The organism is Streptomyces sp. PSU-S4-23, assembly GCF_055632315.1.
Map to the genome: position 1 here is coordinate 6,873,383 of NZ_JBVMUU010000002.1, position 16,153 is coordinate 6,889,535.

Sequence of the window (16,153 nt, forward strand, 5' to 3'; positions counted from 1 at the left end):
CGGCACACTCGATCAAGACGACAACGGCGCGATCATGACCCAGGCACCGACACCGACGGCGGAGACCGTACGCCGGCTGGTCCGTTCCCTGATCCCCGACGGCGACGGGCCGGACGTGACGCCGGCCGCCGAGGGCGAGGGGCCCTCCGCCTGGTGGGTCGGGACACGCCATGTGCTGCGACTGGCCCGTGACCGCGGCGCCTCCGTGCGCCAGCGCCGCGAACTGCGGCTGCGTGACCTGGTGCGGCCGCACGTCCGGCTCGCCGTGCCGAAGAGCGTCGCGTACGGCGAGTGGTCCGCAGGACTGGGCTACACCCTCGACACCCGGCTGCCCGGCGCCACCGGTGACGTGCTCGCCGTGTCGGCGCTCGGCGAGGCGGATCTCGCGGACCTGCTCACCGGGTTGCGGGGCGTACCCGCGCGCCTGGCGGAGTCGCTCGGCGTCCCGCGTGTCGCACCGCGCTCCCTGGAGGCGCTGCGGACGGCCGGGGCGAGCGCCGCGCGGCGCCTGGCCGAGGCCGACGAATTCGACCCCGCCCGGTTCGCGCAGCTCACCGCCCCCGCCGCCCGCCAACTCGTCGCCCAGCCCGGCGCCGCCGTGCTGGTGCACCACAACCTCAGCCGCGAACACCTCCTGGTGAGCGGCGACGGGCGGGTCCGCGGCGTGCTCGGGTGGACCGACGCGGTCATCGGCGATCCGGCCGAGGACATCGCCGGACTCGCCGCGGCGGTCGGCGCCCCGGCCGCCGTACGCGCCGCCACCCTCGCCGGTTACGGGGCCCGCCCCTGCCTGCGCGGGCTGTGGCTGGCGCGCTGCGACGCGCTCGTCCGCCTCGCCGACGGTCTGGAGGGCCCGGACGACAGCCGCCGGACCGCCCTGCGCGCCCGGCTGCGGCGCTCCTGGGAGGCCATCCTGCTGGAACGGGTCACGGAACTGCCGCGCGACGAGATGCCGTAGACGACGCCCGTGCGCACGGCGGTGGCCCGGACCGGGGCCCGCCCGTGTCACTCCTGGCTCAGCACCACGCACGACTCGCCCGGCAGGTTCAGCACCCCGCCCGCCTCCGGCGGCCGCACGGGCTCCCACGCGGCCAGCACGCGCGCGTACCGGGCGCCGAGGGGGACGGAGGCCGGCTCCGCACCCAGGTTGACGGCTACCCTTACGTCACCGCGGCGGAAGGCGAGCCAGCGGGCGTCCTCGTCGTAGGCGACCCGCACGTCCCCGAGGCCGGGATCCGAGAGGTCCGGCTCGGCGGCGCGCAGGGCGATCAGCTCCCGGTACCAGGCCAGGACGCGCGCGTGGGGATCGCGCCCCGGCTCCGACCAGTCCAGGCAGGAGCGGTCCCGGGTGGCCGGGTCCTGCGGGTCGGGCACGTCCTCCTCCGCCCAGCCGTGCGCCGCGAACTCCCGGCGCCTGCCGCGCCGTACGGCGTCGGCGAGTCCGGGGTCGGTGTGGTCGGTGAAGAACTGCCAGGGCGTCGTGGCGGCCCACTCCTCGCCCATGAACAGCATCGGCGTGAAGGGGGCGGTGAGCACCAGCGTGGCCGCGCACGCCAGCAGGCCCGGGGACAGGGACGCGGAGAGCCGGTCCCCCTGGGCGCGGTTGCCGACCTGGTCGTGGGTCTGGGCGTAACCGAGCAGGCGGTGCGCCGGGACCCGGGTGCGGTCCAGCGGGCGGCCGTGCCGCCGGCCGCGGAACGTCGAATACGTGCCGTCGTGGAAGAAGCCGCCCGTCAGCGTCTTGGCGAGGGCCGCGAAGGGGGCACGGGCGAAGTCCGCGTAGTAGCCCTGCGCTTCACCGGTCAGCGCCGTGTGCAGCGCGTGGTGGAAGTCGTCGTTCCACTGGGCGTGCACCCCGAGGCCGTTCTCCGCGCGCGGGGTGATGACCCGCGGGTCGCCCAGGTCCGACTCGGCGATCAGGAACAGCGGCCTGCCCACCTCGGCGGCCAGCGCGTCCACGGCCGACGACAGCTCCTCCAGGAAGTGGATCGCGCGCGTGTCGCGCAGCGCGTGCACAGCGTCCAGGCGCAGCCCGTCGAGCCGGTAGTCGCGCAGCCAGGCCAGGGCGCTGCCGACCAGATACGCGCGCACCTCGTCCGAGCCCGGCGCGTCCAGGTTCACCGCGGCGCCCCAGGGGGTGTGGTGGGTGTCCGTGAAGTACGGGCCGAACGCGGGCAGATGGTTGCCGGAGGGGCCGAGGTGGTTGTGGACCACGTCCACGACCACCCCGAGGCCCAGCTCGTGCGCCCGGTCAACGAACCGTTTCAGCGCCTCGGGCCCCCCGTACGGCTCGTGCACCGCCCAGAGCGAGACGCCCTCGTACCCCCAGCCGTGCCGCCCCGGGAACGGGCACAACGGCATCAACTCCACATGCGTCACACCCAGTTCAGCCAGATGCCCGAGCCGCTCGGCGGCGGCGTCCAGCGTGCCCTCGCGGGTGTACGTCCCCACGTGCAGTTCGTAGAGCACCGCACCCGGCAGCCCGCGCCCCGCCCATGCGGTGCGCCACCCGTACCGCCCCTGGTCGACCACCGCGCTCAGCCCGTCGGGACCGTCCGGCTGGCGGCGCGAGCGCGGATCGGGCAGCACGGGGCCGCCGTCCACGGCGAACCCGTACCGCGTGCCGTCCCCGGCCTCCGCTTCGCCCGTCCACCACCCCGGCCGGTCCGGATCGCGCCCCAACGCGTGCGCGGCGCCCGCGCAGTGGAGCGTCACCCTGGTGGCCCGCGGTGCCCACACCTCGAACTGCACGGACGGTTCCCCCTCGTCTGCTCATCGTGATGTAGCCCGTGTCCATGGTGCGCCACAAGAGATCAATTCGCTTTCGAATCGACCCTTTTGACACGTGGAACGACCCTGACGGCGGCAGCGGCCGTTGCCGGGTTTTCTGGACACCCCGGCCCGACTGACCGACAATCACGTCCGTGACGTCGTCCTTCGAGTTCCACACCTACCCCGCCCGGCTCTCGGACGCCGAGCGCGACAGGGCGCTGAAGGTGCTCCGCGACGGCGTCGCCCTGGGGCGTCTGTCGCACGACACGTTCATGCGGCGCATGGAGCTCGCCCTGGTCGCCCGCCAGCCGCACGAGCTCGCCGCGCTCACCGCCGACCTGCCCACCGAGAAGCGCTGGTCGCGGATCGTGTTCGGAACGGTCGAGGCGGTCTCCGGGTTCACCGTGCGGCTGCGCCGCGCCTGGCAGGCCGAGCGGCTGCCCAAGCTGCTGCTGCCGAACCCGGGCCATTCCCATCCGCTGCGGATCGGCCGCGACCCGGCGTGCGGGCTCAGGCTCAGCCACGAGACGGTCTCCCGCCTGCACGCGGAGCTGAGCCGTCAGGGCGGCCTGTGGGTGCTGCGCGATCTCGGCTCGACCAACGGCACCACGGTCAACGGCCGCCGTGTGATCGGGGCCGCGGTCGTCCGCGACGGCGACCAGGTCGGTTTCGGGACGATGACCTTCCGGCTGGCCGCGGAGTAGCCGCAGGGGCGCACCGGCCGGCGCCGGAGGGGCCGGCCGGTCCCGCCCCAGGTGACACGGCCGGTCGCGCCGGAGTGAACCCCGGCGTGCGGCGTGCCGCGCCGGAGCGCGGTGCGTGGCCGGATTCTTCTCCTACATCCCGCCCGCCCTCCCTCACCATCCGTGGTGTTGACGTACCTGCCCAGCCGTGACTGACTGTGCGTACACCATGTACGTGTGGTGAAGCGACGGTGCCGCAGAGTGGAGGTGTGCCCTGCCGCCACTCCTCCGCTACCCGACCGTGGACGAGCTCGGCGCCCGCGCGGCCGCGCTCGTCGCCCGCCGTCCACGTGACGCCAGGCTGCGCCGTGTGGGTACCTCCCGGGGCGGCACGCCCCTGTGGCTCCTGTCCGTCGGCCACGGCAGCCGCCAGGCCCTCGTCGTCGCCGGACCCCACGCCAACGAGCCGGTCGGCGGCGCCACCGTCCTGCGGCTGGCCGAGCGCGCGCTGGCCGACCCGAGGCTGGGCACGGAGGCCGACGCCACCTGGAACCTGCTGCTGTGCCTCGACCCCGACGGCGCGCGCCGCAACGAGGGATGGCTGACGGGCCCGTACACGCTCGGCCGGTACTTCCGGCACTTCTTCCGTCCCGGCTTCCTCGAACAGCCCGAGTGGCTGCCCGACGGCGCGGCGCGCGCCGCCCTCCCCGAGACCCGCGCGCTGCTCGACGTCCAGGACGAACTGCGGCCGTTCTTCCAGTGCTCCCTGCACGGCGTGGACGTGGGCGGCGGCTTCGTCGAACTGACCCGCGACCTGCCCGGGATCGCCCAGCGGCTCGCCCAGACCGCGGCCCGCCTCGGCATCCCGCGCGAGCTCGGCCCGTACGACACCCTGTACTGGCCGGCGCTGGGGCCCGCCGTCTACTGCATTCCGCCGCCACGCCGTGGCGACCTCGCCGCCGCGATCACGGAGGCCGCGGTCGAGTCGACCTGGTTCCATCCGCACCGCTACGGCACCGTCACGGCGGTGGTGGAGGCACCCATGTGGGGCGTCGCGGCCGTGGAGGACGGCTCGCCGCCCCCCGACGCCGACGCGGTGCTGCGGGCCGTGAGCCGGACCCTGCGGCGCGACACACTGCTCCTGGAGGGCCTCCTGGCCCGCATCCGCCCGCATCTCGCGGCCGTGCCGGACGCAGACCGGCTGCTCGCCCCGGTCGACGACTATTTACTGGTCGGCCCCGGTCTCGCCGACTCCTGGGACCCCGACACGCACGCCGCCGGACAGCGGACGCTGCCGCCGCTGGACAGCGCCCGGCTGACGGCCCTGGGCATCTCCGGGCGCCGCGTCGCGCTGCGCACCGCCGGACTGCTGCACCAGCTCGCCACGGCCGCCGGGCGCGAGACGGCCCGCGTGGTGCGGGAGCTGGACGGGCTCATCGACGCGTGGTGCGCCGACTACCGCGACGGCTATGGCGCGCGCTGGATCCCGGTCGCACGCCAGGCCGAGTACCAGGCGCGCGTGGTGCTCGCCGCCTTCGAACTCGCCGGTCGGTACGCGCCCGCGCGCTCCCATTCGGGTGAGCCGGGCTGGGGTCCGGGCGCCGCCGTGCCGATGCACACGGAATGAAGAACACCACTCTGGCCCTGCGCGGCGTCCTGGTCGCCGCGGCGGCCCTGCTCATCGCGACCCCGGCGCAGGCCGCGCCCCGGCCGGCCGGCACCGGCAACTGGCTCTACGTCACCGTCACCAGGAGCGACGACCGTTCGATGGACGTCAACGGCACGCTGCTGATGTGCGACCCGCCCCAGGGACACGCGCAGGCCGGCCAGGCATGCGCGGAACTCGCCGAGGCCGAGGGCGACATCGGCCGTATCCCCCGCAAGGACGCGATCTGCCCGATGGTCTACGCGCCCGTGACGGTGTCCGCGCGCGGCCAGTGGAACGGCCGCCCGGTCGACTACAGCCAGACCTTCTCGAACGCGTGCGACCTTCAGGCGAGGACCGGGGCGGTGTTCGCGCTGCCGGACCGGACGCCGGTCAGGACGGTGCCGGGGCTGCACTGAACCGTGCCGCGCGGGGGCTGCGGACGACGCATCACGCGCGCGTGGCAGGGCACGGGTGCGGGGGCGCCGGGGGTGTCGGGGACGTCGGTGCGGTGGCCGGGCGCGCCGGGGCCGGTGCGCGCCGGCCCCGTCACCCGCCGGTCTGCTCCAGCAGCGCCACCGGGCGCCGCGCGAACAGGTCCGCCACGCGCGCGTGCCCCCCGAACCTCCGTTCAGGCGCGAGCACATCCGTCCACAGGCCCGGCGGCAGCGTGAGGGACGTGTCGCGCCAGCCGCCGGCCTCCGCCAGCCGCAGCGACAGCCGGGTGACCGCCGTGAGGGCCGCGCCGGAGCGCACGAAGGCCACACAGTGGGCGGCACCCGGCCCCCGGGCCGCCAGGGGTGCGTACGTGCCCGAGGCGCCGAAGACGTCCGGGCGCCGCCGGCGCAGCCCCAGCGCCGCCCCGGTGAGGTCCGCCTTCTCCGAGGCCACCGCGCGCGGCGCGAACGGCCGCCGGTTGTCCGGGTCGACCAGGGCCCGGTACTCGTCCTCCGCGCCCTGGTAGACGTCCGGCACGCCCGGCATGGTCAGATGGACCAGCGCGGCCCCGAGGACGTTCGCCCGGATGTGCGGCGCCAGCGTGTCCCGCAGGTCCAGGACGAGCCGCCCCGGCGCCCCGCACACGCTCTCGGCGACGAACGCCGCCACCGCCTCCTCGTAGCCGGGATCCTGCTCGGTCCACGTCGTGCGCAGTCCCGCCTCCCGCACCTGCTTGAGCAGGGCGCCCCGAAGCCGCTCCTCGGCGGCCTGTCCCAGCCCGAAGAGCGTCTGCCAGGCCGCCCACGCCAGATGCGGGTCCGGCACCCGGCCGCCCGCGCGCGTCACCTCGGCCAGCACGTCGGCCCAGCGCTCCGGGCACTGGGCGAGCACCGAGACCGCCGCCCGTACGTCCGCGCTGCGCTTGGTGTCGTGCGTCGACAGCACGGTCCCGGTGGCGGGCCAGTCGCGCTGCAGACGCGCGCAGTACGCGTGGAAGTCCTCCACCGGGACGGCCGGGGTCCCCGGATCGCCGCCCACCTCGTTCGCCGACAGCAGCGGCACATAGCGGTAGAACGCCGTGTCCTCCACGGACTTGGCGCGCAGCGCCGACGCGGTCTGCGCGAACCGGGCCCGGAACCCGGCGTGCCCCGGCCCGTCCCCGGCCCGTCCCAGCGCCAGGTCCCGCACCACGGTCACCGCGTGCGCCTCCTCGGGCACCGTGAAGACGGCACGGGCCTCGGCGGCCGCCTCCTGTGTGATCACCGCGGCGGCGTCACCGGAGGCGTACGGGCGGTACACCTCAAGGCGGACGAGGAGCTCCCGCAGCGCGGTGCGCAGCGCCCAGGGGGCGTGGTCGCGCAGGGCCGGGTCCGGGGACGCGGCGCACAGACGGCTCGCCTCCCGCGTGAGACGGTCCACCTCGGCCGCCAGTTCGTGCGTGACCACCTCGTGCGCGGCGCGCCGCACGGTCGAGGCCCAGTGGCCGCCGCGGTCGCCCGGCGGGCCGGCGAACCGCCGGTAGTGGCCGAGCAGGGCCCCGGCGCCCGCCGGGTCCGTGAACAGCCCGTCCACGTGCCGCAGCGCGTCGTACCCGGTGGTGCCCGCGACCGGCCAGGCGGCGGGCAGGCGCTCGCCGGCCGCGAGGATCTTCTCGACCACCGTCCACCGGCCGGAGGTGGCCTCGTGCAGGCGGCGCAGATACGCGTCCGGGTCGGCCAGGCCGTCCGGGTGGTCGACCCGCAGGCCCTCGATCACGCCCTCGTCGAGCAGCCGCAGGAGCGTGGCGTGCGTCGCCCTGAAGACCTCGGGGTCCTCGACGCGCACCCCGATGAGCTCGGAGATGCTGAAGAAGCGCCGGTAGTTCAGCTCCGTACGGGCCAGCCGCCACCACACCGGGCGGTACCACTGGGCGTCGAGCAGCCGCGGCAGCGGCAGCGTCCGGGTGCCCTCGCGCAGCGGGAACACCTGGTCGTGGTAGCGCAGCAGGTCGCCGTCGACCTTCAGCTCGCCCAGCTCCTCGCCGAGCCGGCGCCCCAGCACGGGCAGCAGCAGCTGCCCGCCCTGCGCCTCCCAGTCGATGTCGAACCAGCGCGCACAGGGCGAGGCGGGGCCCTCGCGCAGCACCTCCCACAGCGGGCGGTTGTGGCGCGGGGACATGGCCATGTGGTTGGGGACGACGTCCACGACGAGGCCGAGCCCGTGTTCCCGCGCGGTGCGTGCCAGGGAGCGCAGTCCCGCCTCGCCGCCCAGCTCGTCCCGCACGCGCCCGTGGTCGACGACGTCGTAGCCGTGCGCCGATCCCGGGACCGCCTCCAGGACCGGCGACAGATGCAGGTGCGAGACGCCGAGCGAGGCCAGGTGGGGCACGGCCGCCTGCGCCGCGCGGAACGGGAACTCGGGCTGCAGCTGGAGCCGGTAGGTGGCCGTGGGCGCGGCCGGGCCGGGGCGCTCAGGTGTCATGGGAACCTAGGTACCCGCCCCACGGCCCTTCGTGTCACCGACGCGCCGCCGTGTGCCGTCGCGAGGACTCAGACCGGCCGCTGCAGCACCGTCAGGCTCCGGTCCACCAGCGTCAGCCGGCCCCCGGCCTCGATCTTCGCACCGGTGCCGGGCGCCACCCCCTCCGGCACGGCGGTGTCGACGACGACCTGCCACTGGCGCCCGTGGTCGGCCGGCACCACGAACTCCAGGGGCTTCGGCGAGGCGTTGAACAGGAGCAGGAACGAGTCGTCGGCGATCCGCTCACCGCGCGGGCCGGGCTCGGAGATCGCGTTGCCGTTGAGGAACACCGTCAGCGCGCCGGCCTGTGCCGACGTCCAGTCCTGCTGGGTCATCTCATCACCCTGGGGGGTGAACCACGCGATGTCGGACAGCTCGTCGTGCGTGCCCTGCACCGGCCGTCCGTGGAAGAAGCGGCGGCGGCGGAAGACCGGGTGGTCGCGGCGCAGCCAGACCATGGCGCGGGTGAACTCCAGCAGACCGCTGCCGCCCTCGGGCCACTCCAGCCAGGACAGCTCGTTGTCCTGGCAGTAGGCGTTGTTGTTGCCGTGCTGCGTCCGGGCGAACTCGTCGCCGTGGCTGAGCATCGGCACTCCCTGGGAGAGCATCAGCGTGGCGATGAAGTTCCGCATCTGCCGCGCCCGCAGCTCCAGCACCGCCGGGTCGTCGGTCTCGCCCTCGACCCCGCAGTTCCAGGAGCGGTTGTGGCTCTCCCCGTCGCGGTTGTCCTCGCCGTTGGCCTCGTTGTGCTTGCCGTTGTACGAGACGAGGTCGTGCAGCGTGAAGCCGTCGTGGCAGGTCACGAAGTTGATGGAGGCGAGCGGGCGGCGTCCGTCGTCCTGGTAGAGGTCCGAGGAGCCCGTCAGCCGGGAGGCGAACTCCGCGAGGGTGCGCGGCTCGCCGCGCCACAGGTCCCGCACGGTGTCGCGGTACTTGCCGTTCCACTCGGTCCACAGCGGCGGGAAGTTGCCCACCTGGTAGCCGCCCTCACCCACGTCCCACGGTTCGGCGATCAGCTTCACCTGGGAGACGACCGGGTCCTGCTGGACCAGGTCGAAGAACGACGACAGCCGGTCCACCTCGTGGAACTGCCGTGCCAGCGTCGCCGCCAGGTCGAAGCGGAAGCCGTCCACGTGCATGTCGGTGACCCAGTAGCGCAGCGAGTCCATGATGAGCTGCAGCACGTGCGGGGAGCGCATCAGCAGCGAGTTGCCGGTCCCCGTGGTGTCCGTGTAGTAGCGCGGGTCGTCCGCCAGCCGGTAGTACGAGGCGTTGTCGAGCCCCCTGAAGGAGAGCGTCGGTCCCAGGTGGTTGCCCTCGGCGGTGTGGTTGTAGACGACGTCCAGGATGACCTCGATGCCCGCCTCGTGCAGCGCCCGGACGGCCGACTTGAACTCCAGGACCTGCTGGCCGCGGTCGCCCCAGGAGGCGTAGGCGTTGTGCGGGGCGAAGAAGCCGATCGTGTTGTAGCCCCAGTAGTTGCCCAGTCCCATGTCCGCCAGACGGTGGTCGTTCACGAACTGGTGCACCGGCATCAGTTCCAGTGCCGTCACACCGAGTTCGGTCAGGTGTTCGATGATCGCGGGGTGGGCGAGCCCCGCGTAGGTGCCGCGCAGTTCCTCGGGCAGCGCCGGGTGGCGCATGGTCAGGCCCTTCACATGGGCCTCGTAGATCACCGTGCGGTGGTACTCGGTACGCGGCCGGCGGTCGTCGCCCCAGTCGAAGTACGGATTGATCACGACGGACGACATGGTGTACGGCGCCGAGTCCAGGTCGTTGCGCCGGTCGGGCGCCCCGAAGGGGTACCCGTACACCTCCTCGCCCCACCGCACCGAGCCGCTGACGGCGCGCGCGTACGGGTCGAGCAGCAGCTTCGCCGAGTTGCAGCGCAGGCCGCGCTCGGGGGCGTAGGCGCCGTGCACCCGGAATCCGTACCGCTGTCCCGGCATCACCCCCGGCAGATACGCATGCCGCACGAAGGCGTCGGTCTCCCGCAGTTCCACCGCCGTCTCCGAGCCGTCGTCGTGCAGCAGACACAGTTCGATCCGGTCGGCGGCCTCCGAGAAGACCGCGAAATTGGTCCCGGCGCCGTCGTACGTCGCGCCGAGCGGATACGCCTCTCCAGGCCAGACCTGCATGGATATGACTCTCCCAGGTGCGTCGCCCCTCTGGGGGGCCTTGAGGCCGAGTCTCCCCGAATTTGACGGCTCCCTCTCCTCGGCGAGAGGGATTCCCGGCTCGGGCAGCCGCCTGGAGCGGCGCTCCCCAGCGGCTCGACTTCGACGGGGACAACGAACGAGCGGGTCAATGGACAGCCCCTCACCCACCCGGTGGTGTGGGCCGGCATCGGCTTCCACCCGCATCGCACGCGACGAGGACCGGCAGCCCATGCCCGTCGGACGGCAGGGCCTCTCCATCGCTCCACGCGACGTCACGGCCATGAATCCGCTCACCCCGCCCGCCCCCGCCGACCGGAACGGTCATGGAGAAGGCGGTAGTTGGGAAACGACCCTGTGCATCCGGCTGCACCGCCCCGGGCTCCCGGAGTACCCTTCCTTGATCGTTGGCTGGGACCTTGCCCCTGGGCAGGCTCGGGGGAGCGGAAGGCGGTGCGCGGGTGGGCTCGGGAGGGCTGGAGCTGCCCCCTGGTGACGAGGGTCGCGAGGGGAGCTCCGCGGATGTCCCGCCCGGGGCGGTGTCCCTGGCACGGCCGATGGACCTGGGGTCCATCGGACCCGAGCTGGAGTGGAACGCCGACGCGTGGCGCGAGGTGCGCACCCGCGCCCAGCGGGCGGGGCGGGCCTACATCTGGCTGAACCTCGTGGAACAGCGGCTGCGCGCGGTCGTGGCCGCCGTTCTCCGTCCCATCTACGAACCCGTCCACGGCGACGACTGGGTGGTCGCCGCGGCCGGGCCCGCCGGCCAGGAGTGGGTGCAGCGCGCGGTCGCCGTACGCGAGGTCAGCCGGCGCAAGGGGTATCTGCTGGACCCCGCCGACGACAACGTGCTGAGCTTTCTGACCCTGCCGCAGCTGCGCGAGCTGATGGTGCAGCACTGGCCGTGCTTCGAACCGTACGTCGACGAGCGCCGCGACATCGAACTCGCCCTGGACGAGCTGGAGGTGACCCGGAACGTCGTCTCCCGCAACCGGGCCCTGTCCCAGGCCGTCCTCGCCCAGGCCGAGCGCGCCTCGGCCAGGCTCCTGGAGGTGCTGGGCGCGGGCGGCGACGTGCCCTCGGCGCGCCGGCTGCCCGTCGACGCGGTCGAGGACCTCGTCGGCGACCGGTACGCGGACGTGGTCGCCGTCCACCCGGACCGGGTGCGGCTGCTGCGGCAGTTCCCCGCCGAGGACATCTTCGGCGGCGCCCGCCGTCTCGACGCCATCGGCATCGGCCTCAACCTGCTCGTGCAGAACTTCTCCGGACGCCGGCTGGTGCGCCTGGCCGAGTCGGGCTGCCGGGTGCGGCTGCTGTTCCTCAATCCCGCCTCCAGCGCGGTCAAGCGGCGCGAGCGGGAACTCGGCATCAAGAAGGGCGAGCTGAGCCGGGCCGTCGAGATGAACATCCTGCACATGCGCCGGGTGCGCTCGAAGCTGCGCGACCCGGGCGCCTTCGAGATCCAGGTCTTCGACGAGACGCCCCGCTTCACCGCCTACCTGGTCGACGGGGACGGCTCGGACGGCATCGCGGTCGTGCAGACGTATCTGCGGCGCACCCGCGGCATGGAGGCGCCGGTGTTCGTGCTGCGCAACGGCGGCAAGGTCGTGAGATCGGGGAACCTGGAGGAGAGCGGGCTCTTCCCGACCTACCGTGAGGAGTTCGAAGTGGCTTGGGCGGATTCGCGTCCCGTGTCCTGACCCGTTCCACTGCGCAAGCGGAACGTGGTCCTCGGATTGTCAGTGGCGCATGCGAGGGTGGAGGCCACTGGGGGGAACGCACCACCGAGAAGGGGGGCCGCCATGGCCTGGCACCGGGAGCTGCTGATCGGCTTCGACCTGGAGACGACCGGGACGGATCCGTATGAGGCGCGCATCGTCACGGGGGCGGTGATCGAGGTCAAGGACGGCGAGCCGCTCGGCCGTCGCGACTGGCTGGCCGACCCGGGCGTGGAGATCCCGGCGGACGCCGTGGCGGTGCACGGGATCAGCAATGAGCGCGCGGCAGCCGAGGGCGGACCCGCCGACCGGGTGGCGGACGCGATCGCCGGGGTCCTGGTGGCGTACTGGAGGACGGGCGTCCCGGTCGTCGCCTACAACGCGGCCTTCGATCTGACCCTGCTCAGCGCCGAGTTGCACCGTTACGGACTGCCGTCCCTGCGTGAGCGGCTGGGCGGCCTGGATCCCGCCCCGGTCATCGACCCGTACACCATCGACCGCTGGGCCGACCGCTACCGCCGCGGCAAGCGCAATCTGGAGGCGGTCTGCGCGGAGTACGGGATCGCGCTGGACGCGGCGCACGACGCCGGGGCGGACGCGCTGGCCGCGGCCCGGCTCGCCCGCGCGATAGCCGATCGCCACCCCAAGGTCGCCGCCCTCGGCCCGGCGGAGCTGCACCGCCGTCAGATCGAGTGGTACGCGGCCTGGGCCGCTGACTTCCAGGACTTCCTGCGCCGCAAGGGCAACGCGCAGGCGGTGGTGGACGGCACCTGGCCGCTGCGGGAGGCCGTGGGCGACAGGGTCTGACCCGGGCGCCCCTCACATCGGGGCCGGGCCCGCGATGCGTTCCACCCGCGGGTGGGCGAGCCTGGCGTAGTCGGCGCCGGAGATGACCAGCGACCGGTCCAGGCGGGCCGCGTTGAAGTAGAGCCGCGGCTGTGCCACGACGTCCGGATCGGCCACGACATCGAGCGCGGGGTCGAAACTGAACGGCAGAACGGTGCCGGGGACGGCGCGGGCCAGCCGCTCGGCGGTCGCGGCGTCGCTGAAGCCGACGTAACGGGCCGAGAACAGCGCACGCACGGCGTCGAGGTCCACCCGCCGGTCCCCGGGGACGACCGCGAGGACGTGACGCGTCGTGCGCCGGTCGACCTTGACCCTCAGCACGATGCACTTCGCGGCCTGGGCCGCCGGGTGTCCGCGCAGGGCGCTGACGGCAGCCGTGGTGCCCTCGGGGGCGTGGTCGATGAGGCGGTAGCCGACGCGGGAGGAGTCGAGCAGAGAGATCAGGTGCTGGTAAGTGTCGTGGTCGGGCACGGGGTGTCTTCTTCTTCCGTTCTGCCGGCGGTCCCTGAGGTCACGGTCGGGGTGGTCACGGTCGGGGTGGTCCCGGCGGCGCGGTGGGTGCGTTCGACGGCCTGGCCCCAGTAGGTGCCGGCGACCATCAGGACCGCGCCGAGGGCGGTGGGCGCCGTGAGGCGTTCGCCGCCGAGGGCGAGGCCCACCACGGCGGCCCAGACCGGTTCGGTGCCCAGCAGCAGGCTCGCCCGGGACGCCGAGGTGCGCTGCACCGCCCAGGTCTGGGCGAGGAAGGCGAACACACTGCAGAACAGGGCGAGGTACACCAGATGGGACCAGGTGGTGGCGTCGGCGTCGGCCACGGACGGCAGGTCGCGTGCCGCGCATGCCAGGAACAGGACCGAGCCGACGACGGTCTGCACGGCCGTCAGCTGCAGGGGACGGATCGCCCCGGCCGAGGTGAGCCGGCCGACGAGCGCCACGTGCACCGCCCGGACGCCGGCGGCCGCGAGCATCAGCAGGTCGCCGAGGCGCGGCGCGTGGAAGCCGCCCGCGGACATGAGGAGCCCGACGGCCAGGACGCACACGCCGGCCGCGGCGAAGAAAGCGGGTGGCAGCCCGTCCCCGTGCCGGTCACGGTCGAGCATCGGGGTCAGGACGATGGTCAGGCTGATGATCAGCCCCGCGTTGGCGGCGCTGGTGTGCGCCACGCCGTACGTCTCCACGACCAGGACCGCGGCCTGGGTCACGCCCAGCGGGACCCCGGCCCGGATCTCGTCACGGGTCCACCGGCGCCGCCCGCGCCGGGCCGCGACCAGGCCCAGGCAGGCCACCGCCGACAGCGCGTACCGCAGGAACAGCACGGTCAGGACGGGCAGGGCGAGGACGGCCGTCCGGGCGGACAGATAGCTGGAACCCCAGACGAGCGCGACCAGGAGGAGTACCGCGTCGGTACGGCGGGCGTCGGACACACGCCCACCGTGCACCGCCCACGTCCTTGAAGCCCACAACCACTTTCTACAACGATCTTTTAGCATCCCTACACTGAGACCATGGACGAACGGCAGCTGCGGATCCTGCGGGAGCTGGGGGAACTGGGGAGCATCACCGCGGTCGCGGAGGCGCTGCTGGTGACCCCCTCGGCGATCTCGCAGCAACTGCGGCTGCTGCAGCGCTCGATGCCCGTGCCGCTCACCGAGCGCCTCGGGCGGCGGGTCGTGCTCACCGACGCGGGGCGGGCGCTGGCGGACGCGGCCGTCGAGGTGGAGACCGCGCTGGCGCGGGCCCGGGGCGCCGTCGCGGAGTTCGTCGGCAGACCGGACGGCGAGGTGTCGGTGGCGGCGTTCCACAGCGCGGGCGCGGCGTTCTTCCCCCTGCTGCTGCGGGGCCTGACCGGTCCCGGCGCGCCGGTCGTGGCGCTTGCCGACGAGGACGTACCGCAGGAGGACTTCCCCCGGCTGACCCGGGAGTACGACCTCGTCCTGGCCCACCGCCTCGACCATGCCCCGCCGTGGCCGCGCACGGTGGCCTCGGTCACGTTGCTGCGCGAACCGCTCGATGTGGCGATGCCCGCCGGTCATCCGCTCGCCGCGAAGCGGCGCCTGACGCCGCGCGACGTGGCCGACGAGCGGTGGATCACCGTGCACGAGGGCTTCCCTGTCATGGCGACCGTCGAGGCCATCGCCGCCGCGGCGGGGCGGCGGCTGCACCTCGCCCACCGCATCAACGAGTTCGCGGTGGTCGCCGAGGCCGTCGCCGCCGGCGGCGGTGTCGCGCTGATGCCGCGCTGGACCATGCGCCCGCACCCCGCGCTCGTCCTCAGACCACTCGGCGGCGTGCAGGCCAGGCGGCACATCGACGTCCTGTGCCGCCCCGAGCGCACGGCGCGGACAGCGGTCCGCACGGTGCTGTCCGAACTGCGCCGCGCCGCGCGGACGATCCGGGAGCGGGACCCGGGGGAAGCGGCCGGCCGGGAACGGTGACGGGACCCTCGGCGCCGGACGGGCGGCCGGGCGGCCGGCTCAGAAGGGATGCCAGCGGACCGTCTCGTCCCCGTCCCGCAGCGACGCCACCCGCCGCTCGAACTCGGCCAGCGCCTGGGGGTTGCCGGGCGCGTGCTGGGCGGCCCAGGCGCAGCCGGCGGTCTCACGCGCCCCGCGGAGCACGGAGCAGCCCTCCCACTCGCGCACGTCCCACCCGTAGGCCCGGGTGAAGGAGTGGTACGCCTCGGCCGGCAGCCCGTAGCGGTCGTGGGCGAGGGCCATGACCACCAGGTCGTGCTCGCGCAGGTCGGCGGAGAAGGTCTCCAGGTCGACCAGGACGGGGCCGTCCGGGCCGATGTGCACATTGCGGGGCAGCGCGTCGCCGTGGATCGGGCCCGGCGGCAGATGCGGCGTCAGCGCGGCCGCCGCGGCGGCGAACCCGTCACGGCGCTCACGCAGATACGCCGCGTCCTGTGGGCGGATCGCGTCGCCCGCGAGCCGCAGCCAGCGCTCCACGCCGCCCAGCAGGTCCCGGGGCGGCAGGGGGACGGAGGGGGAGGGCAGGGCGTGCACCATCCGCAGCAGCCCGGCCAGATCCCCCGGCTGCGCGGGGCGCAGGGGACCGGCCACCCGGTGCCACACCGTCACCGGGTGACCGTCCACCAGCAGCGGCTCCGGGCCGGCGGCCCGCACCGCGGGGATGCCCGCCTCGGCGAGCCACAGGGCGATCTCCAGCTCCCGGCGCGCACGGCCGAGGAGTTCGGCGTCGCGCCCCACCTTGACCACCAGATCGCCGGCGGCGAAGACCGCGTTCTCGCCCAGGGCGAGGAGCCGCGCGTCCCGCGCCGGGGCCGGCAGCACGCCCGCCGCGGCCAGCACGTCGCGCGCCCGTGCCTCGTCCATCGTCCGCCTCCGTGTGCTCGACGCGTTCCCGGCCTGTGCCGCTCAGTGTCGCATTCGC

General features: G+C 74.1%; 13 protein-coding genes and 1 pseudogene. 8 read left to right on the forward strand and 6 right to left on the reverse strand.

Features of this window, described 5'->3' with window-relative positions:
• Positions 1-34 precede the first annotated feature (34 nt).
• Entirely contained in the window at positions 35-958 is a 924-nt protein-coding gene (locus ACZ79I_RS31235; RefSeq protein ID WP_471501702.1) for an aminoglycoside phosphotransferase family protein, read from the forward strand.
• 47 nt (positions 959-1,005) lie between these two features.
• On the opposite strand, the gene treZ is transcribed toward ACZ79I_RS31235, so the two are convergent.
• Positions 1,006-2,751, reverse strand: a complete 1,746-nt coding sequence (gene treZ / locus ACZ79I_RS31240; RefSeq protein WP_471501704.1) for a malto-oligosyltrehalose trehalohydrolase — start codon at positions 2,749-2,751, stop codon at positions 1,006-1,008.
• 173 nt (positions 2,752-2,924) lie between these two features.
• Between treZ and ACZ79I_RS31245 the strand changes: the two genes are divergently transcribed.
• From ACZ79I_RS31245 to ACZ79I_RS31255, 3 genes are all read left to right on the forward strand, one after another.
• Positions 2,925-3,476, forward strand: a complete 552-nt coding sequence (locus tag ACZ79I_RS31245) for an FHA domain-containing protein (protein ID WP_381081325.1) — start codon at positions 2,925-2,927, stop codon at positions 3,474-3,476.
• Between the two features lie 280 nt (positions 3,477-3,756).
• Positions 3,757-5,082 carry a M14 family zinc carboxypeptidase gene (locus ACZ79I_RS31250; protein ID WP_471501706.1) on the forward strand — a complete coding sequence of 442 codons (1,326 nt, stop codon included), beginning with the start codon at positions 3,757-3,759 and terminating at the stop codon, positions 5,080-5,082.
• Positions 5,079-5,519, forward strand: coding sequence for an SSI family serine proteinase inhibitor (locus ACZ79I_RS31255; protein ID WP_471501708.1), 441 nt, complete (start codon positions 5,079-5,081; stop codon positions 5,517-5,519). Before ACZ79I_RS31250 ends, ACZ79I_RS31255 begins: the two co-directional genes overlap by 4 nt.
• A gap of 130 nt (positions 5,520-5,649) precedes the next feature.
• Here the strand turns inward: ACZ79I_RS31255 and treY are convergent, their stop codons facing one another.
• Together treY and glgX are read right to left on the reverse strand one after the other, a co-directional pair.
• Positions 5,650-7,998, reverse strand: coding sequence for a malto-oligosyltrehalose synthase (gene treY, locus ACZ79I_RS31260; RefSeq protein ID WP_471501710.1), 2,349 nt, complete (start codon positions 7,996-7,998; stop codon positions 5,650-5,652).
• A 68-nt stretch (positions 7,999-8,066) separates the two neighbouring features.
• Positions 8,067-10,175: a glycogen debranching protein GlgX gene (glgX, locus tag ACZ79I_RS31265; protein WP_471501712.1), complete on the reverse strand. Its 2,109-nt coding sequence runs from the start codon at positions 10,173-10,175 to the stop codon at positions 8,067-8,069.
• Positions 10,176-10,340: 165 nt separating this feature from the next.
• On the opposite strand from glgX, the pseudogene ACZ79I_RS31270 reads away from it, so the two are divergent.
• The 3 genes and pseudogenes from ACZ79I_RS31270 to ACZ79I_RS31280 form a co-directional block, all read left to right on the forward strand.
• A pseudogene (locus tag ACZ79I_RS31270) lies at positions 10,341-10,536 on the forward strand (copper amine oxidase); the annotation flags it as partial.
• Between the two features lie 118 nt (positions 10,537-10,654).
• A complete protein-coding gene (locus tag ACZ79I_RS31275) occupies positions 10,655-11,893 on the forward strand; it encodes an SAV2148 family HEPN domain-containing protein (protein WP_471505326.1) in 1,239 nt (412 codons plus the stop codon).
• A 102-nt stretch (positions 11,894-11,995) separates the two neighbouring features.
• Positions 11,996-12,718: an exonuclease domain-containing protein gene (locus tag ACZ79I_RS31280; RefSeq protein WP_471501714.1), complete on the forward strand. Its 723-nt coding sequence runs from the start codon at positions 11,996-11,998 to the stop codon at positions 12,716-12,718.
• Between the two features lie 12 nt (positions 12,719-12,730).
• Here ACZ79I_RS31280 and ACZ79I_RS31285 read toward each other — a convergent pair whose 3' ends face one another.
• A complete protein-coding gene (locus ACZ79I_RS31285; RefSeq protein WP_471501716.1) occupies positions 12,731-13,228 on the reverse strand; it encodes a YbaK/EbsC family protein in 498 nt (165 codons plus the stop codon).
• Positions 13,198-14,181: a DMT family transporter gene (locus tag ACZ79I_RS31290; RefSeq protein ID WP_471501718.1), complete on the reverse strand. Its 984-nt coding sequence runs from the start codon at positions 14,179-14,181 to the stop codon at positions 13,198-13,200. The genes ACZ79I_RS31285 and ACZ79I_RS31290 overlap by 31 nt, the downstream gene beginning before the upstream one ends.
• A gap of 81 nt (positions 14,182-14,262) precedes the next feature.
• Between ACZ79I_RS31290 and ACZ79I_RS31295 the strand changes: the two genes are divergently transcribed.
• Positions 14,263-15,192, forward strand: a complete 930-nt coding sequence (locus tag ACZ79I_RS31295) for a LysR family transcriptional regulator (RefSeq protein ID WP_471501720.1) — start codon at positions 14,263-14,265, stop codon at positions 15,190-15,192.
• Positions 15,193-15,231: 39 nt separating this feature from the next.
• On the opposite strand, the gene ACZ79I_RS31300 is transcribed toward ACZ79I_RS31295, so the two are convergent.
• A complete protein-coding gene (locus ACZ79I_RS31300; RefSeq protein ID WP_471501722.1) occupies positions 15,232-16,095 on the reverse strand; it encodes a phosphotransferase enzyme family protein in 864 nt (287 codons plus the stop codon).
• Between the last annotated feature and the right edge of the window lie 58 nt (positions 16,096-16,153).